The organism is Aquitalea sp. ASV15 (assembly GCF_016429115.1).
Taxonomy (GTDB): domain Bacteria; phylum Pseudomonadota; class Gammaproteobacteria; order Burkholderiales; family Chromobacteriaceae; genus Aquitalea; species Aquitalea magnusonii.
The window spans coordinates 1-24,694 of the sequence record NZ_JAELTZ010000053.1 but is presented as its reverse complement, the minus strand read 5'-3'; the positions used below and the strand labels follow the sequence as shown (position 1 = coordinate 24,694).

At 60.4% G+C, this 24,694-nt stretch carries 15 protein-coding genes; 7 read left to right on the top strand and 8 right to left on the bottom strand.

Features of this window, described 5'->3' with window-relative positions:
• On the top strand, nt 1-3,701 hold a 3,701-nt coding region (locus JHD64_RS17870), incomplete at its 5' end, for an S-layer family protein (RefSeq protein WP_199054696.1).
• Nucleotides 3,702-3,845: 144 nt separating this feature from the next.
• Here JHD64_RS17870 and JHD64_RS17865 read toward each other — a convergent pair.
• Together JHD64_RS17865 and JHD64_RS17860 are read right to left on the bottom strand one after the other, a co-directional pair.
• On the bottom strand, nt 3,846-5,759 hold the full coding sequence (locus JHD64_RS17865; protein ID WP_199054698.1) for a LapD/MoxY N-terminal periplasmic domain-containing protein: 1,914 nt from the start codon (nt 5,757-5,759) through the stop codon (nt 3,846-3,848).
• 11 nt (nt 5,760-5,770) lie between these two features.
• Entirely contained in the window at nt 5,771-6,406 is a 636-nt protein-coding gene (locus JHD64_RS17860) for a transglutaminase-like cysteine peptidase (protein ID WP_370540978.1), read from the bottom strand.
• A 224-nt stretch (nt 6,407-6,630) separates the two neighbouring features.
• Here JHD64_RS17860 and JHD64_RS17855 point away from each other — a divergent pair, with 224 nt between their 5' ends.
• Nucleotides 6,631-8,136, top strand: coding sequence for a TolC family outer membrane protein (locus JHD64_RS17855; RefSeq protein WP_199054692.1), 1,506 nt, complete (start codon nt 6,631-6,633; stop codon nt 8,134-8,136).
• Nucleotides 8,137-8,473: 337 nt separating this feature from the next.
• On the opposite strand, the gene JHD64_RS17850 is transcribed toward JHD64_RS17855, so the two are convergent.
• The 5 genes from JHD64_RS17850 to JHD64_RS17830 form a co-directional block, all read right to left on the bottom strand.
• Nucleotides 8,474-9,136 (bottom strand): DNA-binding protein, encoded by a 663-nt coding sequence (locus JHD64_RS17850; RefSeq protein WP_161968947.1) that lies wholly within the window; start codon nt 9,134-9,136, stop codon nt 8,474-8,476.
• A 385-nt stretch (nt 9,137-9,521) separates the two neighbouring features.
• Nucleotides 9,522-10,766: a FimV family protein gene (locus JHD64_RS17845; protein WP_199054690.1), complete on the bottom strand. Its 1,245-nt coding sequence runs from the start codon at nt 10,764-10,766 to the stop codon at nt 9,522-9,524.
• An 822-nt stretch (nt 10,767-11,588) separates the two neighbouring features.
• Nucleotides 11,589-13,238: a methyl-accepting chemotaxis protein gene (locus JHD64_RS17840; protein WP_199054687.1), complete on the bottom strand. Its 1,650-nt coding sequence runs from the start codon at nt 13,236-13,238 to the stop codon at nt 11,589-11,591.
• A 195-nt stretch (nt 13,239-13,433) separates the two neighbouring features.
• A complete protein-coding gene (locus JHD64_RS17835; RefSeq protein WP_199054685.1) occupies nt 13,434-14,249 on the bottom strand; it encodes a TatD family hydrolase in 816 nt (271 codons plus the stop codon).
• A 58-nt stretch (nt 14,250-14,307) separates the two neighbouring features.
• Nucleotides 14,308-17,292 carry an EAL domain-containing protein gene (locus JHD64_RS17830; protein ID WP_199054683.1) on the bottom strand — a complete coding sequence of 995 codons (2,985 nt, stop codon included), beginning with the start codon at nt 17,290-17,292 and terminating at the stop codon, nt 14,308-14,310.
• Between the two features lie 494 nt (nt 17,293-17,786).
• Here JHD64_RS17830 and JHD64_RS17825 point away from each other — a divergent pair, with 494 nt between their 5' ends.
• Both JHD64_RS17825 and JHD64_RS17820 read left to right on the top strand, forming a co-directional pair.
• Nucleotides 17,787-20,021 (top strand): TonB-dependent receptor, encoded by a 2,235-nt coding sequence (locus JHD64_RS17825; protein ID WP_199054681.1) that lies wholly within the window; start codon nt 17,787-17,789, stop codon nt 20,019-20,021.
• 160 nt (nt 20,022-20,181) lie between these two features.
• Nucleotides 20,182-21,186: a hypothetical protein gene (locus JHD64_RS17820; protein WP_199054679.1), complete on the top strand. Its 1,005-nt coding sequence runs from the start codon at nt 20,182-20,184 to the stop codon at nt 21,184-21,186.
• A gap of 31 nt (nt 21,187-21,217) precedes the next feature.
• Here the strand turns inward: JHD64_RS17820 and JHD64_RS17815 are convergent, their stop codons facing one another.
• Nucleotides 21,218-21,733: a TlpA disulfide reductase family protein gene (locus tag JHD64_RS17815; RefSeq protein ID WP_059287359.1), complete on the bottom strand. Its 516-nt coding sequence runs from the start codon at nt 21,731-21,733 to the stop codon at nt 21,218-21,220.
• 446 nt (nt 21,734-22,179) lie between these two features.
• Between JHD64_RS17815 and cydP the strand changes: the two genes are divergently transcribed.
• From cydP to cydB, 3 genes are all read left to right on the top strand, one after another.
• A complete protein-coding gene (gene cydP, locus JHD64_RS22515; protein WP_370540977.1) occupies nt 22,180-22,440 on the top strand; it encodes a cytochrome oxidase putative small subunit CydP in 261 nt (86 codons plus the stop codon).
• Nucleotides 22,437-24,023 carry a cytochrome ubiquinol oxidase subunit I gene (locus JHD64_RS17805; protein ID WP_199054675.1) on the top strand — a complete coding sequence of 529 codons (1,587 nt, stop codon included), beginning with the start codon at nt 22,437-22,439 and terminating at the stop codon, nt 24,021-24,023. The genes cydP and JHD64_RS17805 overlap by 4 nt, the downstream gene beginning before the upstream one ends.
• Nucleotides 24,024-24,026: 3 nt before the next feature.
• Nucleotides 24,027-24,694, top strand: a 668-nt coding sequence (cydB, locus tag JHD64_RS17800; RefSeq protein ID WP_199054673.1) for a cytochrome d ubiquinol oxidase subunit II, incomplete at its 3' end; no start/stop codon positions are given.

Below are 24,694 nucleotides of genomic sequence, written 5' to 3'. Positions count from 1 at the left end.
ACCACGTGGTCACCACCACGGCGACCGTGGCAGCCAATGGCAGCTGGACCGTTCCGGCCAGCAGCCTGAGCGGCCTGGTGGATGGTGCGGTAACGGTGAAAGCCAGCGTCAGCGATGTGGCCGGCAACCCGGCCAGCGCCAGCAATACCGACAGCAAGGATACGGTAGCCACCATTGCCATCAGCAGTGATGGCAGTGGCAGCGATCATGTCTATAACAGCAGCGAAAGCGGTGCCGTGGTGGTCAGCGGCAGCACCACCGGCGTGGAAGCAGGCCAGACGGTGACGGTGACCTTCACTGACAGCCAGGGCCACACGGCGACCAGCAGCGCCACCGTGGATGGCAGCGGCAACTGGACGGCCAGCCCGGCCAACCTGTCCGGCCTGAGCGATGGCAGCATCAGTGTCAGCTCCAGCGTCAGCGACAAGGCCGGCAATACGGCTAACGCCAGTGTGGCCGAAGGCAAGACTGCCACCTTGCCGGATGCCCCGGTGGTCGGCTTCCTGTCAAATGGCTTGACCAGCCAGTACTACAACGTGAACGACGGCAAGATCTCCAGCCCGCCGAGCGGCTCCACGTCCTTGAGTGTGGTGCAGGCCGACCTGCAGACGCTGAAGGCTGCCGCCACCTTTATCGCCACCAATCTCAACTATGGCGATGTGGGCGGGGTATGGCACGGCACGACCGAGTTCTCCAATAACCTTGGCACGACCGGCAATCTGTCCACCTTCCTGGGCGGTAATGCCACCAATCTGCAGCTAAACAGCAATTACACGACGACCACGCAGTCGATCATCCAGATGAATGGTGCCTTCAGCGCTGCCGCGGGCACCTACTATCTGAACGTGAACGCCGACGATGGTTATCAGATCAAGATCGATGGCCAGATCGTGTCCTCGATGACCGGCATTCAGTCGCAGAATGCGGCACCGGCCTCGGTCACCCTGGCCGCGACGGCGGGCAACCTGCATACCATCGAGATCCTGTATTGGGATCAGGGTGGCAATGCGGTGTTCCAGGCGGCCTTGTCCAACCAGCAGCTGGGCAATACCACAACCAGCGGCGTGCAAACCATCAGCCTGACCACCAACAACACCCTGACCGCTACCGTGACGCTGGACAGCACCGACCAGACTGATCTGAGCAAGGGTGGCGCGGTGACGATCAGCAGCAACACCGGTACCAATGTCACGCTGCACCTGAGCGGCAACAATCTGGTGGACTCCAGCGGAACGGTATACACCTACCAGAACGGGGTGATCTACCTGCCGGTGGTGGAACCGAGCACCGGCCAGACACTGACGGTGACCGCCACGGTCAGCGACGTGTACGGCAATGTGTCCAACCCGGGCAGCGGCAGCTATGCGCTGCCGAGCACACCGCCGGTCAGCATTGTTGCCGACACCAACCACGACGGCTATCTGAATGCCGCCGAGGTGACTGCGGCCGGCAGCACGATCAGCTCGACGGTGCAGCTTGACCCGGCGCTGATCAGTGCAGGTGGCAGTGCCAGCATCGTGGTGGTGGATGCCGGTACCACGACGACGCTGCAAGTCGGTTCCGGCGGTACGGTAACGGGGGCAGCCAATAATGTCTCTGGCAGCTACAACGCCACCACCGGCCTGCTCACCCTGACCATGAATGCTCCGGGTGATGGCAAGGCGGTGAGTGTGACCGCTACGCAGACCGACCACTACGGCATCAGTTCGTCCAATGGCACCGCGGCTGCCACCGAAGACATCAGCGGCCCGTCGGCACCGACCGTGGTGATTGCCACCGATGCCAACAACGACGGCTACATCAACAGGGCCGAGCAGGGCAGCGCCACCACCGACACGGTGAACATCGGCCTGCCGAGCAATGCCAAGGCCGGCGACACGCTGAATGTCACCATCAACGGCGTGGTGCAAAGCGGCCATGTACTGACCGCTGCCGAAATCAGCGCCGGCAAGGTGGTGCTGACCCCGGCCACCCCGGCCGATGGCAGCACGCTGACAGTGACGGCCTCGGTCAGCGACCCGGCCGGCAATACCTCGGCCAGCGTTAGCGACAGTGCCAAGATTGATCTGACGGCCACCATTGCCATCAGCAGTGATGGCAGCGGCAGTGACGGTGTGTACAACAAGAGCGAAAGCACGGCCGCCGTGGTCAGCGGCACCACCACCGGTGTGGAAGCTGGCCAGACGGTGACCGTGACCTTTACCGACAGTGCCAACCACGTGGTGACAGCTACCACGACGGTCGGTGCCAACGGGACCTGGACGATACCGGCCAGCACCCTGTCCACCCTGGTGGATGGTGCCGTGACCGTGAAGGCCAGCGTCAGTGATGTCGCCGGCAATACCGCGACGGCCAGCAATGTGGACCAACTGCTGACTGCCACACCGCATGATCCTTCGATCACGCCGGCAGCCTATGGCACATCAACCGGTCTGACCTGGCAGCAATGGAATGGCACGGTCAGCATGCCTTACAACGGGGGCAATGGTACGACCCCGGCCAATGTGGTGTCGACGCTCGACAGCACCACGGTCAAGCCGACCGCCACCACGACCATTAGCAGCATGAGCACGGTCAGCAGCAATGTCAGCACGGAAAATGTGACGACAGCAAATGGCAAGGGGATTGCCGACAAGGTGTCTGGTCTGATTTACCTGGAAGCCGGCCATACCTACAGCTTTAGTGGTGCTGAGGATGACTCTTTCTCGCTGAATGTGGGCGGTACGGTAGTGGGTACAGCAACCTGGGGTGCTGGTGGCAGCTTTAGCGGCAGCTATACGCCGACGGCTTCCGGCTGGTACACCATTGCGGCGTATCACGACAATGAAGCCGGTCCGGGCGCGTTCAACCTGAATGTCAGCGTGGATGGTGCTACTGCGGTCACGCTGGATACCAGCCATTTCGGTTTGGTAACCAGTGTCAGCGATCTGACCAATGCCGGGCTGACCGTCGGCTCTCTGGTTGGCAGTGGTGGCCAGGGTTACTACGTGCAGACTAGCGGGGCGTATAACATCTCGCTGGATAGCGTCAGCCAGACGGTGCTGAGCAATGGCGGGTCGGTGCATGTAACCACTTCCGCCGGCACCGATGTCAGCCTGCATCTGAGCAATGGCACGCTGACCGATGGCAGCCACACTTACAGCTACGCCAACGGTGTGATCGGTGTACCGGTCGCCATCAGCAGCGGGGCGGTAACGGTATCGGCTACCTTGCTTGATTCCGCTGGCAACAGCTCGCACACCATGAATGAAACGGTAGTGACCAGTGCTACCCCGGCAGCCCTCAGTGATCTGTCCGGTGTGGATACCTTCCGTTTCGAGCTGTCTTTCAATGGTGCGGCAGGAACCGGCTCGGCGCATAACGAGACGATCAACAACTTCAATGCCACATCGGTGACGCCGACTGGCACGGTCAGCACGCTGGATCTGCGCGACCTGCTGGTAGGTGAAAGCCATAGCGGCACGGCAGTGGGCAATCTGGCCAACTATCTGCATGTCACTACCAGCACGGTCAGCGGGGTAACGACCTCGGTGCTGCATGTCAGTGAAACGGGTCAGTACACCACCAACAGCAATGGCACTGCCCTGGATACCGCGCAGATTACCCTGAATGGTGTGGATCTGACGGCTGGGCATACCCTGACCAGTGATGCCCAGATCCTGCAAAACCTGCTGGGGAATGGCAAGCTGATCACCGACTAAGCACGCCGCAGCCCGCACAGCCGACAGCCTGACACGCTGTCGGCTTTTTTATTGTGCTCAGGCTGCCGTGCCATCTGTTCTATGCATGGAAAAACCCCGCATCCAGTGGCTGGAGGCGGGGTTGTGCCTGGCAGGGTGGGAAGGTCAGCTGATGGCCGGGCCAGTCAGGCAGTGCACACCCATTTCGATGAGGGCGCTGGCGTCAGCCGTATCGTTGACGCCCTTGGCTTCCAGCCGCACGCCCATCAGCGAGGCCATGCGCAGCAGGCCGCGCAGCAGGGCGGCACGGCCCTCGTCGCTGTGAATGCCCTGGGTCAGGGTATTGTCCAGTACCAGATAGCTGATGCTGGCTTCATGCGTCCGTGCCACCAGCGCCATGTTGTGGCCCTGTATTTCTACCGCCAGCTGGTGGCCCGCCGGGCGGATGGCACGGCTGAAGGCAATGAAATGTTCCCAGTGCTCATCCAGCCCGGTTTCATGAAATTCGAAATTGATCTGGCGCTGCGGGTGTTGCTGCAGCAAGTGCAGGATGGCCGGCAGGAATTCCGGGTGATGCAGCGAGGCCGGCGACATGTTCACCGCCAGCACGCCCTGCGGCCCCTGTTGCAGCGCCAGTGCCAGGGTATTGATGTCCAGTCGGTGGATCAGCCCCAGCCGGGCGGCCTGGGAAACCAGGCGCAGCGCGCCCATGGCCGGCACCTGCCCACTGGCCGGTCGGAACAGCATGCCTTCGTGCCACAGCACCGTCTTGTCCGGATCACATACCGGATACCAGCGCAGCTGTAGCGAGCCATCCTCGCAGGCGGTTTCCAGCAGCTGTTTCCAGTCGTAATCACTGGTCTGCTGCGGATTGCCGGCCCCGTCATCCAGTTTCCAGCTATTGAGCGGCTGGGCTTCGGCCACGCTCAGGCTATCGCTGGCACGGGTCAGCACTTCGCCCAGCTTGTCGCCACTCTGGAAGTGGGTAATGCCAATATGACCAAGGCCAGGCTGATCGGAGAGTTCCATCGTCCAGTACACCGGCCACAACAGGCAGAGCTCATCCGCCAGCTTGCAGGCTTGCGCGGCAGCCAGCTCGGGACAGAACAGGGCAAAGTCGGCACCACGCAGGCGGGTGGCCATCCAGCCGCGATGGTGCTGGCACTGGGTGGACAGGTCGTCGGCCACGCGCTTGAGCAGGGCATCGGTACGGCGGCCGCCCAGGCGCTGGTTAAGCTCGGCCAGGCCGGCAATACGGATCAGCAGCAGATGGCCGCTGGCCGGGTCGGCTTGCGGGTCGAGCAGGCTGGAGAAGCGTTGCTCGAAGGCTTCGCGGTTGGGCAGGCCGGTGCTGCTGTCGGTCAGCGCGGCCCGCCGTAGCCGATCCACCTCGTCGCGCAGGCCAAGCAGGTAGTTTTGCAGCCGTTCCACCATATTGTTCATCGCGCCCGCCACCTCGGCCAGCTCGGGGATGCCGGGAACGGGAATGCGCATGAAGCGCTGTTCACTGATGGCGTGTGCCTGTTCGACCACCGCATGCAATTGCTTGCGCAGGCTGCGGATATCGAAAAAGCCGAGCAAACCGGCCGCCAGGCCAATCACCACCAGCCAGAACACGGTTTGCAGCGCACCCAGCCATAGCGAATGGTAGGCATAGCCCAGGTGCGCCACCACCACGATGCGCCCAGCCTGCAGCCAGCCATTGCTGACCTGGGCCTGGCCGCTTTGCGGTCTCAGCGGCAGCAGGCGGTGAAACCAGGCCGGGGTGTCTTCCAGCCCGTTACTGTTGCGCAGATGGATGGCGGCATCGCCAGGGACGCCTTCCCAGCGTACCTCGGCAAAATGCCCTTGTTCGAAGGCGGCGCTGAGCAGGGTTTGCGCCATCACCGGGTCCGCCTTGTACTGGGTGACCATCAATGCCAGGGCGTTGGCGGTATCGGCGCTCTGGGCGCTCAGTTGCTGCTCCAGGTAATTGCGCGCATTCAACAGATTGGCAATCAGCGCGCCGCCGATGGATAGCGTCACCAGCAGCAACAGCAGCAGCCACAGCCGCTGCACCAGGGAAAATTTGCGTGTCATCACGGGCATGTTCAGAAAGAAAAGCCTTCCGTTTTCAGTTTATCCAGCAGCTGTTTCCAGCGGGTCAGCCGGTTGACATTGTTGTTCTGTGTCGCCCCCACCCAGATGCTTTCCATATTGAAGCTGAATACCGGAATCAGATCGGGGCGCTGCGAGGCGGGCTGGATGCTGGTGATCAGGTTGTCCAGAATCAGCGGCTCCACCGTGGGCGTGGGATAGTATGCCAGCACCATGTGGGCCTGGGTGATATTGCTGCTGGGGCCACCTATGCGCGCCTTGACATAGGTCAGACGAATCTTGTCCGGCGACACACCCAGCAGGCGCAGTGACACATACTTGCCGATGACAAAGCCCTTGCAGTCCGCCATGCCCTTGCCGAAGGTTTCCAGGGGGGTGGCCCAGTAATCTTCCTGTCGCCATACCTGGCTATTTTCGGCATAGGTGATGCGGCGATTGAAAAACTCGTTGACGTCTTTCAGGCGCTGGCTGTCGCTGCTGCCCGCACTATTCAGCATGCTTTGCCATTCGCGATACAGGCGCTGCGCCTGTGGGCCGTAACGCGCTACCGTCTGTTCGCTGGGCAGGCTGCTGCCGGTGACGCCAACACAGAGTAACCACAACAGCAGGGGCAGCAATAACAGACGCACTGCCGCCGCCGGGAGGGAGCGCGGCCGCGGGAGGGGTAAGGGTAGGATTCTCGCTGCGCAAAACTGGGGCATGATATTGATCTGGCACAAAAAGTTGCAGCGGTCAGAAATTTCCGTGTGTATAATTTATCTGTATTGTGTTTTAGTTTTTAATTATAAATAAACAAGATATTTCATATGGGGTAGTATTAATGAGAAGTCTACAGAAATCCATCAGATTGTCAGTGGCATTGGCACTCGGCGGCATTACTGCAGTACTGCCACAGCATGCCTTGGCGATCGATATAGATACGGCAGTACAGCAGGCGGTGCTGAATAATCCGGAAGTGCTGGCCAAACTGCATCAGTTTCGCGGAGCGGGACAGGATGTGAATGTAGGCCGCGCCGGTTATATGCCCACTGTCGATCTGAGCTACGAATCCAATCGCCAGCGTTACGACTACCCCAGCAATGCCGGTGTGGCCAATCAGAATTACACCACACGTGGCTGGAAGCTGAGCCTGAACCAGAATCTGTTCCAGGGCTTGCAAACCTATAATACGGTCAAGCAGCTGGGTTACGATCAGCAAGTGCGCTATTTCGACTTGCTCGATACCTCGGAAAGCATTGCCCTGCAAACCATCCAGGCCTATCAGGATGTGCTGCGCTATCGCCAGCTGGTGAATAGCGCGCAGGAAAACTATGCCATTCACAAAGGCATTTACGAACAGATCGAACAGAAGGTACAGGCCGGTGTCGGTCGTCGCGTCGATCTGGAGCAGGCCGCCGGTCGTCTGGCCCTGGCCGAGACCAATCTGCTGACCGACACGTCCAATCTGCACGATGTGTCCGCCCGCTATGCCCGTCTTACCGGCAGCGAACCGCCGGCCCAGCTGAACGAGCTGCCGGTGCTGACCGAAGCCTTGCCGCGCAACAACGACCTGATCAAGGACGCCGTCTTGCACAACCCGGCCTATCTGGGTGCGCTGGCCAATATCCGCTCTGCTGCTGCCGAAGTGAATGTCCGCCGCGGTGCGTTCTCGCCCACACTGGACTTGCAGGCCAGCAAGGCGCCCACCGACAGCTATGACGGCTACAACGGTCGCACCAATATCTCCTCGACCGCCATCATCTTCAACATCAACCTGTTCCGCGGCGGTGCCGACCGCGCACGGCTGGGGTCGGCTGCCGAGAAGCTGAATACCACCAGGGATCTGCGCGACAAGGTCTGCCGCGACATGCGCCAGACACTGAGCATTGCCAACAACAATATTCTCAAGCTCAAGGTGCAGATGAACTCGCTGCGTCAGCATGAGCTGTCCACCGAGAAGGCGCGTGATGCCTATCGCAAACAGTTCGACATCGGCCAGCGTACCCTGCTGGACGTGCTGGACAGCGAGAATGAATTGTTCGACGCCCAGCGGGCCTACATCAATGCCCAGTCTGATTACAAGGTTGCCGAAGCCACGGTGCTGGGCAACTCCGGTCGCCTGCTGGAAACGCTCAGACTGAAACCGGTGGAAAGCTTCCAGACCGACAGCAGCCTCAGTGATGAAGAGCAGAATGCCTGCAGCACGGCCTATACCGCTCCCACCCTGATCGATGTGCAGTCGATCCAGGCGCGCCACTATGATGCGGCGACTGTCGAGCCGGTGGCAGCCCCGGCGCCCGCGGTTGCGGCCGCTGCTCCGGCGGCACCGCAACCGAAAAAGACCAAAAAGAAGAAAATCGACGCTTCGATGGCCAAATAAGCGCGGCGCACAACATACCGCAGCGTCCGTGGGGCAAACTGTGCCGACACGGGCTGCTGCAGGTGTTGTCAGCGGCACCAGGCAGAACGGGACAGCAATGTCCCGTTTTTCATTGGGAGAGCTGTGGCAGAGGACAGCAAGCGCTGCCGTGCAGACCTGAGCGACAGGGCTGGATGTACAGGGCAGGCGGAGAGGTGAGGTGGCCGACAGGAGGGCGGCCTGCTGCCCGCTGACGCATGCAGCAGGCACGGCAGCACCGCCCCCGTTCCGGTATTACATTCGCTTCCTGTCAGGCAATGGCGCAGCACGCCAGCGCGATTTCGCCATTACCGGCTGATCAGGACATCTTGATGAACTTGCTGACGCGATCTCCCGCGTCAGCCTGCTCGGCATCCGCGCCATTTGCCAGGTCGGCAGCTTGCGGCGGATTGAAGGCCGATTCCTGCGGTTCGGTACGCAGGCGGCTTTCCAGTTGCTGCACGGTTTCTTCCAGCACGGTCACCTTTTCCTGGGCGCTGACCGCCTTGCTGCCGAATTCGTGCAGCTTGGGCAGCATCTGGTTCAGCTTGTTTTCGTTGGCGGTGTTGATGCTCAGCTGATGCGACAGCTGTTTCTGGGTGGCGATCAGCTCCTGGGTCTGGCGGTCATAGGCCATGGACAGCTCCAGGCGCAGGCGTTCCAGTTCGTCACGCTCCTGTTCCCAGGATTTTTGTGCGGCGTACAGATTCTGGTTGGCGATTTTCTTCGCGCATTCCCAGACGCTGGCCAGCATTTCATTGTAGATCTTGGACAGTTCTTCAGGCGTATTGCCGCTCAGCTGGGCTGCGGAGGCCGGCAGCACCTTGCGCCACTCTTTCAGCACCTGGCTGGCGGTGACCATGTCGATGCCAGCGAGTTCCCGGACCTTGTCAAGCGCCGGCATTTCGCTTCTCCCCGATTGCTCGTACAGCAGATTGGCAATAGAAAAAATCCGATCCCTGACTTCAGTCGGCACTTGCATCCGATTATCCATTTTAACTCTCCTGTCTAATTGCACTCCTACCTGGTTTATCAGAATACCATTGTCGGAAGTGCTAAATTGCTAACCTACAGTTTACCACCCAAAGTGGCCAAAGTGAGCCAACGCCATAAATGGTACATAAACACATTAAACCAGCCTGAACCAGACCATTGGTCGCTATTCAGCTACGATTCAGCTGGCAGTGCCGGAGGAAATCTGCTGCCACTCCATCGGCGGGCCTGTTTCGTCCATCCCTTACAAACAAGATGGTGACGGCTGATCAGGCCGGCACCATCTTCATTAATCGGCAGATGATTATCCGGATGGATTATCAATTTGCCATGTTTTATTGCAGGATGATTGCCGTGTGACGGCAATCATCCGGCTAGTTCTTCAACTGCTGTTGCAGCTTTTCGATCCGCTTGTTCAAACCATCCATCTTGGTCAGCGCCTCGTCAATGGAGTGCAGTTTCTTTTGCAGCTCTTCGATGCGGAGGTCTTCATTGCTCATGCCGGTCTGGGCCGCTGCCGGTTTGCTGACGGGGGCTGGCCTGGTGTTGGTGACCGGCTTGCCAGGGGTCTTGCCAGAGGCATGGGCAGTGGGTTTGCTGGCCGGCTTCAGCACCAGTTTTGTCTTGAGTGGCAGTTTGTCAGAATGCAGGATTTTATCAATCTGGCCTTTTGATACCGCCTTGATACGGGAGGTGTCGGGCAGCTGGAGCAAGGCACCCTGCTTGAGCCGGTTGGGATTGCCGCCGACAAAAGCATGCTTGTTGGCCAGATACAAGGCAGCCATGGTCTGGTTGATGCTGGTATTGGCGGGTTTCAGCTGGCGGGCCAGGCGCCACAGGCTGGCACCACGGGTGGCCCTGATCTGCTGCGGCGTGGTAGCAGGCTTGGGCTCTGGCTTGCTGGCGGCTGGCGGAGCGCTGAGCGGCTCGCTACGCACCACGGTCTCTGCGGCAGGCGGCTGCGGCGGCGTGCTGACTGGAGCAGGAGTAGTGACCGGCGCGGCGACGGTGCTTGCCACAGGGGTGGCTGCCGGTGTCGCCACCGCTGCCAGCACAGGGCTTGCCACCGGGGCTGCTTGTACCGACGTGGTGACGGTGCTTGCCACAGGGGCGGCTGTTGGTGTTGCCACCACTGCCAGCACAGGGCTTGCCGCCGGAGCCGCTTTTACCGGCGTGGCGACGGTGCTTGCCACAGCGGCGGCTGCCGGTGTCGCTACCGCTGCCAGCACCGGGCTTGCCACCGGGCTTGCCACCGGAGCGGTGTTCGGGCTCAGGAATGCATTGTATTCCCGCACTTGCCATTTGGATAAAGCCTCGATTTTAATGGCAAAGCGCAGATGAGGTTCGTCAATGGGTTGATTCGAGCTGATATGAATCATGCCACCCTGATCGGAAGAAAGCAGGGTAAAGCGCAGGGATGACAGAAAGCGGGAAGAATAAGCATCGGGGTCGCGGACTTCGGTTTCACTGGCCAGCGCGATTCTGGCATTGTCCAGCTCCTCGGCAGTGAATCCGACCAGATTAATATCAGCCTGAAACGGTTCGCCCAGGTGTGATTTGACCTGTAAATCTCCCAGGCCGGCCAGTGCATTGGCCGACAGGAAGGAAGATACAATCATGCTCCCCAGCTTGATTTTATCGCAACCCGACATGATATTGCTCCAAAAATGATTTCCATAAACAGGCTATGGATGCGGCCATTGCAGGGTAGCTGGCCGCTGGAATTTTGATTTGTTAGTGTGCACTGCCGATTATTATTTGCCAGGCAATCATTATTTGCCGCGGTAAAACAATATCGCGGCGGTTGCGCTGGCAGGCTAATCATTTGCGGCTTTATTTATTATGTTCAGTGCGCTATCCTGTTTATTCCTGCCGGACACGCACAGTTTAAAGCGGAATGGCGACACAATAGCCACGCCGTAATCTTTGTCAGCCGCTTTTGAACGGTTGCCCGAACCTGCCGCCTGCTCTGTACCGCGGCCACGGTTTCATTGTTCCCTGTCCGTCTGGCGCAGCACTGCTGCCCGCGCCCGCCCCGGTACTGCCGGAAAGCCAGCCGAAAGCCTGATCCTAAAGCTGTTTTATTGCGTCTTTTCGCCCGGTTTGCTGGTTGCCCATCGTTTTTTCAATGTTTTGCCAACAATTTTCCCGATTTGCCTAAAGACTTTTCCTTTTAAACAGCTCATAAATCTGCTGAGTTTGTAGGCATTGTACTGTCCTGTCAATCGCGGAAGTGCTTGTCATGTCCGGGCCCGGATTCCGCTCTGAAGCGCGTGTCTGCAGTCCGGCATGGCCAGGTCTGCCGGGCAAGCTGGCTTGCGCGTGATCAAGGCCGGATCGCGGCGGCCGGCGCTGGCCAATAGCGATGCGGCAGCCGTGTCACGACAAGCACAAGGCCGCCCGGAGAGCGGCCTTGCCAAGGGTGAAACCGGCTGGCGGGGTCAGACGCGGAAGCGGTTCAGGCTGTCATTGAGGGCGGCCGACAAGTCTTTCAGCTGCTGGGCCAGTTGGTGCGATTCCTGTACCGAGCGGTTGGTGCTGTCGTTCATCTGGGCGATCTGCTCGACATTGCGTGCCACATCCTGGCTGGCCTGGCTTTGTTCCTTGATGGCACCGGCGACATCGCCGATCTTGTCTACCGAGCGTTGTGACAGATCGCGGATCAGTTGCAGCGAAGTGGCCACCTGCTGCGTGCTGCTGACCCCGGTCTCGATGCGGGTATTGGCTTGCTGCATGCTGTGGAAGGCTTGCTGGGTATCGGTCTGTACCGCGGAAATGCGCGAGGAAATTTCGGCCGTGGCCACGCTGGTGCGTTCGGCCAGCTTGCGTACTTCATCGGCCACCACGGCAAAACCACGCCCCATTTCGCCGGCGCGTGCCGCTTCGATGGCGGCGTTCAGTGCCAGCAGATTGGTCTGGTCGGCGATGTCGCGTATCACCTTGACGATGTCGCCGATTTCGCCGGAGCGCTGGTTGAGCTGGTCGATGACGCGCGAGGTTTCGGTAATGCTGCTGGCGATCTGGCGGATTTCAGCGGCCGCCTGGATGGCCAGCTGGCTGCTCTGGGTGGCTTCGCTGGTGGCGTGGCGTGCCTGTTCTTCCACGCCCTGGGTGTTGTCCGACACCATGTGGATGCTGACGGTCATCTGTTCGATGCTGGCGGCACAGGCGGAAGCGGCTTCCGATTGCTGGTGCGAGGCCTTGGCCACATAGTCGCTGACCTGGCCCAGCTGGTCGGCCACGCCGACCAGTTGCGAGGAGTAGCCGTGCGATTCCTGAATCAGCGTGCGTACCGTGCCGACCAGATCGGCCACCGAGCGGCCCATGCTGCCCAGCTCATTGCGGCCCAGATCGGGAAACTGGTGGGTCAGGTCTCGGCTTTGTGCCAGATGCTGGCTGCTGTCGCGCATGCTGTTGAGCGGGTGGCGGATGGAGCGGATGATCAGCCAGGACAGGGCCAGGCCCAGCAGCAGGGCGATGGCCAGCAGCGCCAGCACGGCGATGCGTACCGAGGCCGAGGTGGCATTGATCTGGCTGCCCAGGGCATTGACGGCTTCCACGGCCGACTTGCTGATGGTCTGCAGCATGTCTTCCATCTGGTGCACGTTTTCCTTGTACTTGCCAATGGCGGCATTGCCGTCGGCCGGTGTGCTGATGCTGCCGGCTTCCACCTGGGTGCTGACCGCGTTGAAGCCATCGGCATAGGCTTGCAGCAATTCGCCCTGCCGGGTGACCGGGCCGGTGAGCGTGGTGCTCAGGCTGTTATTGCCGTTGTTCAGTTCCTGCAGCAGGGCTTTGACCGTTTCCTGTGCCTTGGCATAGGTTTCTTTCCATTTGCCCAGATATTCGCTGCGTTTTTCCAGTGAAGCGATATTGAGGAAATAGTCTTTCTCGTAGCGACGCAGATTGCCCATGTGCACGCGCAGCTGGGATACATCGCGGAAAAACACCAGTTCATGGCTGGCAACGTCGTCGACGCGCTGGTCGATGCGGCCCAGTCCCTGCAGGGTGATGCTGCCGATGATGGCCAGCGCCAGCAGCAGCAGGCTGAAGCCTATGGTGATGCGCGCGGCGATGGATAGATTTTTCATTGAATTCCCCGAGCCTCGTGGCCAGACAGATGGATGACGAATGGGTGGCTGCATGCGTTTGCAATCAACACTCTGTCATGCTGATGACATGCTGATTACGCCAGGGGTCGGACTGGGTTTTATTGTTGTCGCGAGCGACCTGCTGACCATGCCTGCCACACCCGGCCGGCACATTAGCATGGTATTGCTTAACAATCACCCTTTGTTGCTAGGTTGTTCGCTTGGCAAAGCCAGGCCAAGGGCCTGGTAGGTATTGGACCAAAGGGCAGGTGTTAAGGTATTCAAGTCCATATTTCTCAATTCGGCCATGATCATGGCGAATTTTTGCAGATTGGCCGGTGTATTGGGTTGTTGCGTGGCCCATTGCGGGCGGATGTCGGGGGCGTCGGTTTCCAGTACCAGCGCATGCAGCGGCAGCGTGGCGGCCAGCTCGCGGATACGGCGCGAGCCCTCATAGCTCATGGCGCCGCCAAAACCCAGTTTGAAGCCCAGGCGGATGAAGGCATCGGCTTGTTGCCGGCTGCCATTGAAGGCATGGGCAATGCCACCGGGCACCGGGATCTGGCGCAGGTATTTCAGGATGCGATCCTGCGCCCGGCGCACATGCAGCAGCACTGGCAGATTGTATTTGCGTGCCAGTTTCAGCTGTTCCACCAGCAGTTGCTCCTGGCGGGCGGCATCCAGTCCCGGCACATAGTAGTCCAGCCCGATTTCACCCACCGCCACCGGGGCATGCTGTTGCAGATGTTCTTCCAGGCGCTGCAGGTGATCATCCATATGGCGTTGCAGATAGATGGGGTGCAGGCCAAAGGCAATCCAGCAGCCATAGCGCTGGCGCATGGCCAGGCTGTCGGCAAAGCTGTCGCTGTGGATGGAAGGCAGCAGCAACTGGCCGATGCCGGCGGCCTGGGCTGCGGCGACGATGGCATCGCGCTGGCCGTTGAATTCCGGCGCATCCAGATGGCAGTGCGAGTCGATCAGGCAGCAGGCGGGGGCAGGCTGAAAGCGCATGGCGGGCTCCACGGGGTGAGGCGCATGTTGTAACACGATCCGGCCGGCGCCTGCAGGCTTAGTGCTTGCTCAGCAGCCGCATGAAATGGCCAATCGACATCGGCTTGCCGAACAGATAGCCCTGGAAGGCGCGGCAGTGCTGTTGCAACAGGAACTGGCGCTGGCTGGCGGTTTCCACCCCTTCGGCGATCACTTGCAACTGCATGCTGCCGGCCAGGGCGACAATGGTGCGGATGATGGAGACATCGCTGGCATTGCTGTCGATGTCGCGCACGAAGGACTGGTCGATCTTCAGCTGGTCCAGTGGCAGGCGCTTGATATAGGACAGTGAGGAGTAGCCGGTGCCAAAGTCATCCAGCGAAAAGCCCACGCCATCCTGTTTCAGTGCCTGCATCTTGCGCACCGTGTCGTCCACATCCTGCAGCAGCAGGCTTTCGGTCAGTTCCAGCTTCAGTTTGTGCGCCGGTGCGCCGCTTTGTTGCAGGGCCATCCGGACCATGGCAACAAAGCCGGGCTGATGGAACTGGCGGGCGCTGACATTGACCGACAGTTCCAGCCCGGCGGTGGCAGGATCGGCCGCCCAGGCGGCCAGCTGGCGACAGGCGGTATACAAGACCCATTCGCCCAGTGGCACGATCAGGCCGGATTCTTCGGCCAGCGGGATGAAGCTGGCCGGCGACACCAGGCCGTAGTCCGGCCGCTGCCAGCGCAGCAGGGCTTCGGCTCCGGTGATGCGGCCTTCGGCGTCTACCTGTGGTTGATAGAACAGCTGGAATTCCTGCTGTTGCAGTCCGCGGCGCAGATCGGCTTCCAGCTCGGCGCGGGCGGTGACCGCCTGCTGCATTTCCGGATCGAAAAAGCGCAGGGTATTGCGCCCGGCGCCCTTGGCCTGGTACATGGCCAGGTCGGCCCGTTTCAGCAGTTCTTCCACCGTGGTGCTATTGCCGAAGAACAGGACCGCACCCAGGCTGCAGGTATTGTGGTGGGTGCCTTCCAGCATGGGGTAGGGGCGGGCGAGCGAGTCCAGTATGCGCTGGCCCAGCTCGCGGGTTTGTTGCGCGGCCTGTTGTTGTTGCGGGCTGAGTCTTTCCAGCATCACCACGAATTCATCGCCCCCCAGCCGCGCCACGGTGTCGCCGTCGCGCAGGCAGTCATTCAGGCGCAGTGCCACTTCCTGCAGCAGGCGGTCGCCCATGTCATGACCCAGGGTGTCGTTGAGGGTCTTGAAGTTGTCGAGGTCGATAAACAGCAGGGCGCCGGTTTGCTGGTTGCGCGCGCTATTGTCCAGCGCCACCTGCAGCCGGTCCAGCAGCAGGCGGCGGTTGGGCAGCTGGGTGAGCGGGTCGTAAAAGGCCAGTCGCTTGATCTTGTCTTCCGCTGCCTTGCGCTGGGTGATGTCGCTCATGGTGCCGACGTAATGGCTGACCTTGCCATCCTCGCCCAGTACCGCGCTGATGCTCAGCCATTCCGGGTAGATTTCGCCGTTCTTGCGACGGTTCCAGATTTCCCCCTGCCAGGCACCCAGTTCGCGCAGGCTGTGCCACAGGCGGCGGTAGAAGGCCGGGTCGTGCCGGCCCGACTGCAGGATGCTGATCTTGCGGCCCACCACATCCTCGGCCTGGTAGCCGGTGATTTTGCTGAAGGCACTGTTCACCCGCAGGATGACGGTATGGCAGTCGGTGACCACCATGCCCTCCTGTGCCTCGAAGGCGGTGGCGGCGATGCGCAGCAGCTGCTCGGCATGCTTGCGTTCGGAAATATCGCGCGAGGAAGCATACAGATAGCGCCGGCCGCCGATATTCATGGCCTTGGCATTGACTTCCACCTCGATCTGGCTGCCATCCTTGCGGCGGTGGCGGGTTTCCAGGCGATAGCCCTGTCCGCTTTCGTCCTGCAGCAGCTGCTCGAACAAGCCGGCGGGTACGGCATCATCCCAGTCGGACAGTTGCAACTGGCACTGGCGCAGTTCATCCGGGGCATAGCCCAGCATGCTGGCAAAAGAATCGCTGAATTCAGTGAGCCGGCCATTTTCATCCAGGATGTGGATACCGTCTGCCGCCGTCTGCAACAGCGCGGCCTGGCGCATGGTTTCTGCCAGCGCCGCGTGTTCGGCGGCCTCGCGCTCCGAGGTTTCCTGTGCCAGTGCACGGGTACGCAGCGCCACCAGCAAGGCCAGTTCGGCACGGTGGCGGCGCAGCTCCAGCATCTGCCAGGCCAGCCAGCCCAGCAGAATGCTGATGCCCAGTACCAGCGCACTATTGATCGCGATGCGCTGCTGGTTGCGCCAGCCATCCTGTGGCTGCACATCCAGCGTCCACACCCCGTTCGGCATATTGATGTGGTAATGCACCGGATCGCTCAGTGCCGGGTTCTTGCTGTCTGCGCCGGCAATGATCTGCACCTGTCTGGTGTCCGGATGCAGCCGCCACAGGCGGTATTGATAGCCGCGCTGCGGCAGCCAGTTCAGCCCCGCCCCTTGCAGGACATCGGGAAAGCGCACCAGCGCGATGGAAAAGCCCCAGAAGTGCGGTTTGCCATCGCTGTCGTGGCCAATGAAAATCGGCAGGCGGCCCACGGCGCCGATGCCGCCCTGCAGCAGCGGGAAGGGGCCGGCCAGGGTCATCTGGCCGGTATCGCGCGCCATGAAGGCTTCCTTGTTGCGCGCCGGGTCGGCCAGCAGATTGTGGCCGATGGCCTTTTCATTGCCCTTGAGCGGATAGATCTGCTGCACCACGCCGGCGGGGGCCAGCTGCAGCGACATCACGCCGGGATAGTAGACGATGAGCGGGCGGGCAAAGGTGTCAAACTCGTTCAACTGGCCATGGCCCTGCCGCACCATGGCGCCCAGGGCATAGGTGGAGGACAGGGCGCGGTCAATGGCCACCCTTACCGCATTGCCACGGTCGCTGGCATCGGCCAGCGCCTGGGAGCGGGCAACTTTTTCGTCTTGCCGCGCGGCGACATACACCACGCTCATGCCGACAAGGCAGGCAAGCAGGGCGACCAGCAGGCTGATCAGCCAGGAGCGCCAGATTTTATTCACGTTAGCCAGTACAGAAGGATGAAAAACGGCAGCGCAGCGGCCGGATCGGCCGGCTGCCAGACCCTGGCAGGCAGCCTGCACATACAGGCTGCTAGTTTACTGAGCAATTTCCGAGCTTGTCATGCCGAATGCAAACCATTTCGCACTGTTTTGCGCCTGATCAGTTGCCTGGTGCGAAGCGGCGGCGGACGGCCCCGTGCCAGCGCCATCCAGCGCAGCCCTGCTGCCGCATGCGGCCCTGCTTCTGTCGGCCTTGGCATTCCCTGCGCAGAGGGCTGGCGCGAAAAGCCAGCACCCGCCCCCTGCGACAATTGGTCACATCCCAAGCGACTGGCAAATTGCTAATCTCACCCGGCTTGCTGAGCAAACAATTGTTTGCCAGCCGCGCCAGCAGGCCCGTTTTGTGTTCCCCACCAGCCGGAATGGGCTTGCCAACAAGATGGCAGGCATTGACCTGGCCCGCATTCCATTCCGTTGCTCACTTGGGAAACATCATGCAATACCATCAAAAGCCTGCCGTGCTGGCAGTGACCCTGGCCTTGGCCGCGCTGTGTCAAGGCGCGCTGGCCGAAGACAATAACGCCCTGCAAAGCATGCCGGAGGTGGTGGTCCACGGCACGCGCCCGGACAGTCTGGCCGCTGGCAGCACGCTCGACGCGGCCCAGCTGGCCGCCCAGAAAGCCCGCAGCAGCGACAGTGCCCAGCTGCTGCAGGACATCCCCGGCCTCAGCCTGCATGGCGCAGGCGGCTTCTCCAGCCTGCCGGTGTTGCGCGGTCTGGCCGACGACCGCCTGCTGGTCAAGACCGATGGCATCAGCCTGATTGCCTCCTGTCCCAATCACATGAACTCGCCCTTGTCCTATATGGATGCCAGCAAGGTGGACAGCGTGCAGGTGTATAACGGCAGCGCCCCGGTCAGTGCCGGCGGCGACAATATCGGCGGCGTGATCGTGGCCAAGGCTGCGGCCCCGCGCTTTGCCGAAACCGGACAAACCCTGCTTACCGGCCAGATGGGGGCTTATTACCGCAGCAATGGCGATGCCAGCGGTGCCAACCTGTCCGCCACGGTGGCCAATGACCATGTCAGCATCAACTACAGCGGCTCCACCGCCCGTTCCGGTGATTACGATGCCGCCGCCCCTTTCAAGAAAGCCGGTGCGTCCTCTGGCCGCGCCTGGCTGGATGGCACCACCGTCGGCTCCTCTGCCTACAACACCCAGAACCACGAAGTCAGCGTGGCCTGGCGCGATAGCTACCAGCTGCTGGAAGCCAAGGTGGGGGTGCAAAGCACCCCGTACGAAGGCTTTGCCAACCAGCGCATGGACATGACCGACAACAGCAGCAGCCAGTTCAACCTGCATTACAACGGCCAGTTTGGCTGGGGTGAACTGGATGCGCGGCTATACGACCAGTATGTGCGTCACAGCATGAACTTTGGTGATGACAAGCAAACCGTTTACGGTATCTATCAAAATGGCATGCCAATGGACACCGCCAGCCATACCCTGGGCGGGGCGCTGCTGCTCGACCTGCCGCTGGGCCAGCGCGACAAGCTGAAGCTGGGCAGCGAATTCCAGCGCTACGGCCTGAATGACTGGTGGCCGTCTGCCGGCAGCGGCATGGGCATGATGAGCCCCAATACCTTCTGGAACATCAAGGACGGCACGCGCGACAAGCTGGACCTGTTTGCCGAATGGCAGGCCGACTGGACCCCGCAATGGCGCAGCATCCTGGGCCTGCGTGCCTCCCAGGTAAAGAGCAATGCCGGCAATGTGGCGGGCTATAACAGCATGGCCTCCTATGCCACCGATGCCGCTGCCTTCAATGCGCTGAACCATCAGCAGACCGACCACAATATCGACCTGTCCGCCCTAGCACGCTACACCCCGTCGGTCGGGCAGCAGTACGAACTGGCCTACGCCCAGAAAACCCGCTCGCCCAATCTGTACGAGCGCTATACCTGGTCCAGCATGGGCATGGCCGCCATCATGAATAATTTTGCCGGTGATGGTAACGGCTACTTTGGCAACCCCAACCTCAAGCCGGAAGTGGCGCACACCCTTAGCAGCAGTGCCGACTGGCACGCCGCCGACGGCAGCGCCTGGGGCCTGAAAATCAGCCCCTACTACAGCTATGTGCAAAACTACATCGATGCCCAGCGTTGTGGCACCAGCCTGTGTGGTGGCAGCAGCAACCTGACCAGCACCAACAGCTATGTCACCCTGCAATACGTCAACCAGAACGCCCAGCTGTATGGCGTGGATGTCAGCGGCAAACTGCGGCTGGCCAACGGGCCGCAATACGGCAGTGTCGATGCCACCGCCCAGCTCAGCTATACCCGCGGCGAAAACCTGACTACCGGCGACAACCTCTACAACATCATGCCGCTGAATGCCAAGCTGGCGCTGGTGCACAGCCTGGGCCAGTGGAGCAATACCGCCGAACTGCAGCTGGTGCGTGCCAAGACCGATGTCTCGGCCGTGCGTAATGAAATCAAGACGCCGGGCTACAGCCTGTTCAACCTGCGCAGCCGCTATGAGTGGAAACAGTTCAGCGTGGATGTAGGGGTGGACAATGTGTTCAACCGCTACTATGTGCAGCCGCTGGGCGGGGCCTATACCGGCCAGGGTTCGACTATGTCCAAGAACCCCAGCGGGGTGGGTGCCTGGGGGACGGGCGTGCCGGGTGCCGCCCGTTCGCTGTATACCGCGCTTAATTACCGCTTCTGATTGCCGGAAGCTGGCAGGCCACGCCAGGCGTGGCCGCAGAAACCACAGCCGGACTGCGACAAAATGTCGCAGCCGGCTTTTTTCATGAAGGGAAATGTAACGGAGCCGCGGGCTTGCCAGATAATCGGGGCGCTCGCTTGAATGACAAAGGTTGATAACAATGAACAGAAGCAAACTTGGATTGCTGGGCAGCGCACTGCTGCTGGCCGGATTCTCCAGCCAGGCGCTGGCCTGTGCCAGCTGTGGCTGTACCTTGAGCTCCGACTGGGAAAGCCAGGGCTTTACCTCGCAGGAAGGCCTCAAGCTGGATATCCGCTACGACTACCTGAACCAGAAGCAGCTGCGTCAGGGCAGCCACACCATCTCCGCGGCCAATGCCAGCCAGGTGACCACCCCGGACGGGGATGCGCAGGAGGTGGAGAAATACACCAAAAACCAATATCTGACGCTGGGTCTGGACTATGCCTTCTCCAGTACCTGGGGTGTCAATGTGCAAGTACCGTACATCGACCGCCAGCACAGCACGCTGGGGCAGAATTCCGATGGTAACAGCCCGGCGGATGGCGCCTATGACTCGCACACGCAAAGCCTGGGGGATATCAAGGTACTGGGCCGTTATCAGGGCCTGACCGCCCAGCATAATCTGGGCCTGCTGTTCGGCCTGAAGCTGCCCACCGGCAGCCATACCCAGACCGGTACCTCTACCGACCCGTCCAATCCGGGGGATAGTGCCAGCATTGACCCGGGTTTGCAGCCGGGCACCGGCACCACCGACCTGATTCTGGGCGTGTATTACTTTGACGCGCTAAACAAGAACTGGGACTACTTTGCCCAGGCGACCGTGCAGAAGGCGCTGAATACCGTGGACGAATATCGCCCCGGCACCGGCTACAACGTGAATGTGGGCGTGCGCTACATGGCCTGGCAGGGCATTACCCCGCAGCTGCAGCTCAACACCCGCTATGTGATTCACGACCATGGTGCCTATGCCGACCCGGTCAGCACCGGCGGCACACTGATGTATCTGAGCCCGGGGCTGTCGTTTGCCGTCAACAAGCAGACCACGCTGTACAGCTTTGTCCAGCTGCCGGTCTACCAGAAGGTCAACGGCGTGCAACTGGCTCCGCGCTATACCGCCAGCGTGGGCGCGCGCTTCGCCTTCTGATGAAAAACCGGGGCCTTGCATGGCCCCGGTATTATTTTGCCTGCAGCCAGGGGGTGACTTCTGCCTCCAGCACCTTCTCGTCCACGGTCGGGCTGCCCACGCTGCCATCGCGCCGCAAAATGCCCTGGCGGTCGATGACAAAGGTCATCGGCAAACGCCAGATACGGCCAAAACCGGCTAGCTTGCTGTCGCGGCCTACGGCACCGGTGTAGGCAAATTGCTGCATGATGGCGCGTACGTTCTGGTCCTCGCTGGCTTCATCCATGCTGACGGCAAACACTTGCAAGCCTTGTTGCTGATGGCGCAGGTAATAGTTTTGCAAGGCCGGCATTTCTTCGCGGCAATAGCTGCACCAGGTAGCCCACAGATTGAGCACCACCACTTGCCCCTGCAATTGGGCAGAGGAAATGGTCTGGCCATCCAGGGCATGCAGGACAAAGGGTGGAACCGGCTGGCCCACCTCCAGTGAAGCCGACCGTGCCGGCAGGGCGGTCAGCAATAACAGGGCAGCAAGCGCCAACAGCTTGGCGGGGGGGCGGATGAACATGGCAGGACCTGTCAGTCAAGGAAGGTGGCGAATACAAGCTGGCGGCATGATAGCGCGTATTCTGCCCGCGCAGCAGCCTGCATCAGCGCCGCCATTAAACCCTGCGACAATTTGCCACATTTTTAATTCCGGCCAACTGATTTATATTGCATTACGCAATACAAGCACTCCAAGGCTTGCTAGCCCATTTGCATCACTGTCCTGACCAGACAGATAAAATGCCCGCCCTGACCAGGTGGGCATTTTTATTGGCTAAATAAAACAGGCTGATCATTTATTGCGACAAAATGCCACATTCAAAAATACCCGCCATGCCATTACACTGTCCACACCTCAAACAAACTTCAAACATTTGTTGAGAGCCGCCTCCCCCGGGGCGGCTTTTTTTATGGCATGGCTGTTTGCTGCGCGGCTGCGGCAATATGTCGCAGCCGCGCAGCGCTTGAATGGCCGGGTGTTTGCTGCCTTGCGACATTTGGTCGCATTTATCAATATCCATTTGTATGGCATGGTTTTGTCCGCGTCTGTCATTTAAGAGAATTGCGATGAAAGACAAAAAGAAATACCGCCGGGATATTGCCTGGGTGTTGATTGTGAAACTGATTTTACTGACCCTGTTATGGTCGGTTTTTTTCCGTGAACGGCCGGCGGTGGTGCCGGCCAAGGCCGCCACGCACTGGCTGCAACACGAGGAGCTAGCACCATGAATGAAGCACTGGTCGATATATCGCGGCTGCAGTTTGCCGTGACCGCCCTGTATCACTTTCTGTTTGTACCGTTAACATTGGGCATGGTGTGGATTCTGGTTATCATGGAATCCGCCTATGTGATTACCAGACAGGAAATCTACCGCGACATGACCCGTTTCTGGGGCAAGTTGTTCGGTATCAATTTCGCGCTGGGGGTGACCACCGGCATTACCATGGAATTCCAGTTTGGTACCAACTGGGCGTATTACTCGCATTATGTCGGGGATATTTTCGGCACCCCGCTGGCGATTGAAGGCTTGATGGCCTTCTTCCTGGAATCCACCTTTATCGGTCTGTTCTTCTTTGGCTGGGACCGACTGTCACGCGGCAAGCATTTGCTGGTGACCATCCTGATGGCCATCGGCTCCAATCTGTCGGCCTTGTGGATCCTGATTGCCAATGGCTGGATGCAGGACCCGGTGGGGGCGCATTTCAATTACCAGACCATGCGCATGGAAATGAGCTCGATGTGGGACATCGTGTTCAACCCGGTGGCCCAGGCCAAGTTTGTCCACACCGTCAGCGCCGGTTATGTAACTGCCGCCTGCTTTGTACTGGGTATTTCCAGCTGGTACATCCTGAAAGGCCGTGACCTGGCGTTTGCCCGCCGCAGCTTCCGCATTGCTGCGGCCTTCGGTTTTGCTTCGGCCTTGTCGGTGATTGTGCTGGGGGATGAGTCCGGCTATACCGTGGCGGAATCGCAGCAAACCAAGATTGCCGCGATGGAAGGCATCTGGAATACCGAGCCGGCACCGGCTGCGCTGACCCTGTTTGCCATTCCGGACCAGGCTAATCGCACCAATCACTACGAAATCCGCCTTCCTTATGTGATGGGCCTGATTGGCACGCGCTCCACCAGCAAGGAAATTCCGGGCATCAATCAGATTGTGGCGCGTAACAAGCAGCGCATTCTGAATGGGCAGCAAGCGGTGATTGCGCTGGAAGCACTGCGCAAGGCACCGCAGGATGCGGCTTTGCGTGCCGCCTTCGAAAACAAGCAGGGCGACCTGGGCTTTGGCCTGCTGCTGAAGAAGTATGTGGCTGACGTACGCACCGCCAGCCCGGCCATCATCGACCAGGCGGCCTGGAGCACCATTCCCGATGTGGCGCCGATGTTCTGGAGCTTCCGCCTGATGGCTGGTCTGGGCTTCAGCTTCCTGCTGCTGTTTGCCTGCGCCTTCTGGTTCTCGCTGCGTAACCGCTTTGCCGGCAAGACCTGGCTGCTCAAGTGGGCGCTGTTGTGGATTCCCATGCCGTGGATTGCGGCAGAACTGGGCTGGGTGGTGGCTGAATACGGCCGTCAGCCGTGGACGGTATACGGCCTGCTGCCGACCCACCTGTCCACCTCCTCGCTGACCGCGGGCAGTGTGGTGGCCTCACTGACCGGCTTTGTGCTGTTCTACACCGGTCTGCTGATTGCCGAAATGTTCCTGATGGTGAAGTACGCCAAGCTGGGCCCGGCCAGCCTGGGCACTGGCCGCTACCACCAAGAAACAGCAACCCCGCACGGCAAGCCGCAACTGGCTGGCAAGGAGGCTTGAGTCATGTTTGATTACCCGACAATCAAATTTATCTGGTGGCTGCTGGTGGGCGTCTTGCTGATCGGCTTCGCCATCATGGATGGTCACGACATGGGCGTGGGCGCACTGCTGCCCTTTGTCGGCCGCAGCGATACCGAACGCCGGGTGGTGATCAACACCATCGCCCCGCACTGGGACGGCAATCAGGTGTGGTTCATCACTGCCGGTGGCGCCATCTTCGCTGCCTGGCCTTTTGTCTATGCCACGGCATTCTCCGGCTTTTACTGGGCGATGCTGGCGGTGTTGTGGTCGCTGTTCTTCCGTCCGGTGGGTTTTGATTACCGCAGCAAGATCGAAGACCCGCGCTGGCGTGCCTTCTGGGACTGGGGCCTGTTTGTCGGTGGTTTCGTGCCGCCGGTGATCTTTGGCGTGGCCTTTGGCAACCTGCTGCAAGGCGTGCCTTTCCATTTCGACGACACCCTGCGCGTGTTCTACGAAGGCAGCTTCTGGGCCTTGCTCAACCCGTTTGCCCTGCTGTGTGGTCTGGTATCGGCCAGCATGATCTTGCTGCAAGGTGCCACCTACCTGATGCTGCGCACTGAAGAGAAAATGGCGGAACGTGCCCGCACTGCGGCCATGCTGTTTGGCGTGCTGACTATCGTGCTGTTTGTGCTGGGCGGCCTGTGGGTCGG

Coding starts and splice junctions, on each gene's coding strand:
- JHD64_RS17865 (WP_199054698.1), bottom strand. CDS start 5,759: ATGACACGCAAATTTTCCCTGGTGCAGCGGCTGTGGCTGCTGCTGTTG.
- JHD64_RS17850 (WP_161968947.1), bottom strand. CDS start 9,136: ATGCAAGTGCCGACTGAAGTCAGGGATCGGATTTTTTCTATTGCCAAT.
- JHD64_RS17845 (WP_199054690.1), bottom strand. CDS start 10,766: ATGATTGTATCTTCCTTCCTGTCGGCCAATGCACTGGCCGGCCTGGGA.
- JHD64_RS17840 (WP_199054687.1), bottom strand. CDS start 13,238: ATGAAAAATCTATCCATCGCCGCGCGCATCACCATAGGCTTCAGCCTG.
- JHD64_RS17835 (WP_199054685.1), bottom strand. CDS start 14,249: ATGCGCTTTCAGCCTGCCCCCGCCTGCTGCCTGATCGACTCGCACTGC.
- JHD64_RS17825 (WP_199054681.1), top strand. CDS start 17,787: ATGCAATACCATCAAAAGCCTGCCGTGCTGGCAGTGACCCTGGCCTTG.
- JHD64_RS17820 (WP_199054679.1), top strand. CDS start 20,182: ATGAACAGAAGCAAACTTGGATTGCTGGGCAGCGCACTGCTGCTGGCC.
- JHD64_RS17815 (WP_059287359.1), bottom strand. CDS start 21,733: ATGTTCATCCGCCCCCCCGCCAAGCTGTTGGCGCTTGCTGCCCTGTTA.
- cydP (WP_370540977.1), top strand. CDS start 22,180: ATGGCCGGGTGTTTGCTGCCTTGCGACATTTGGTCGCATTTATCAATA.
- JHD64_RS17805 (WP_199054675.1), top strand. CDS start 22,437: ATGAATGAAGCACTGGTCGATATATCGCGGCTGCAGTTTGCCGTGACC.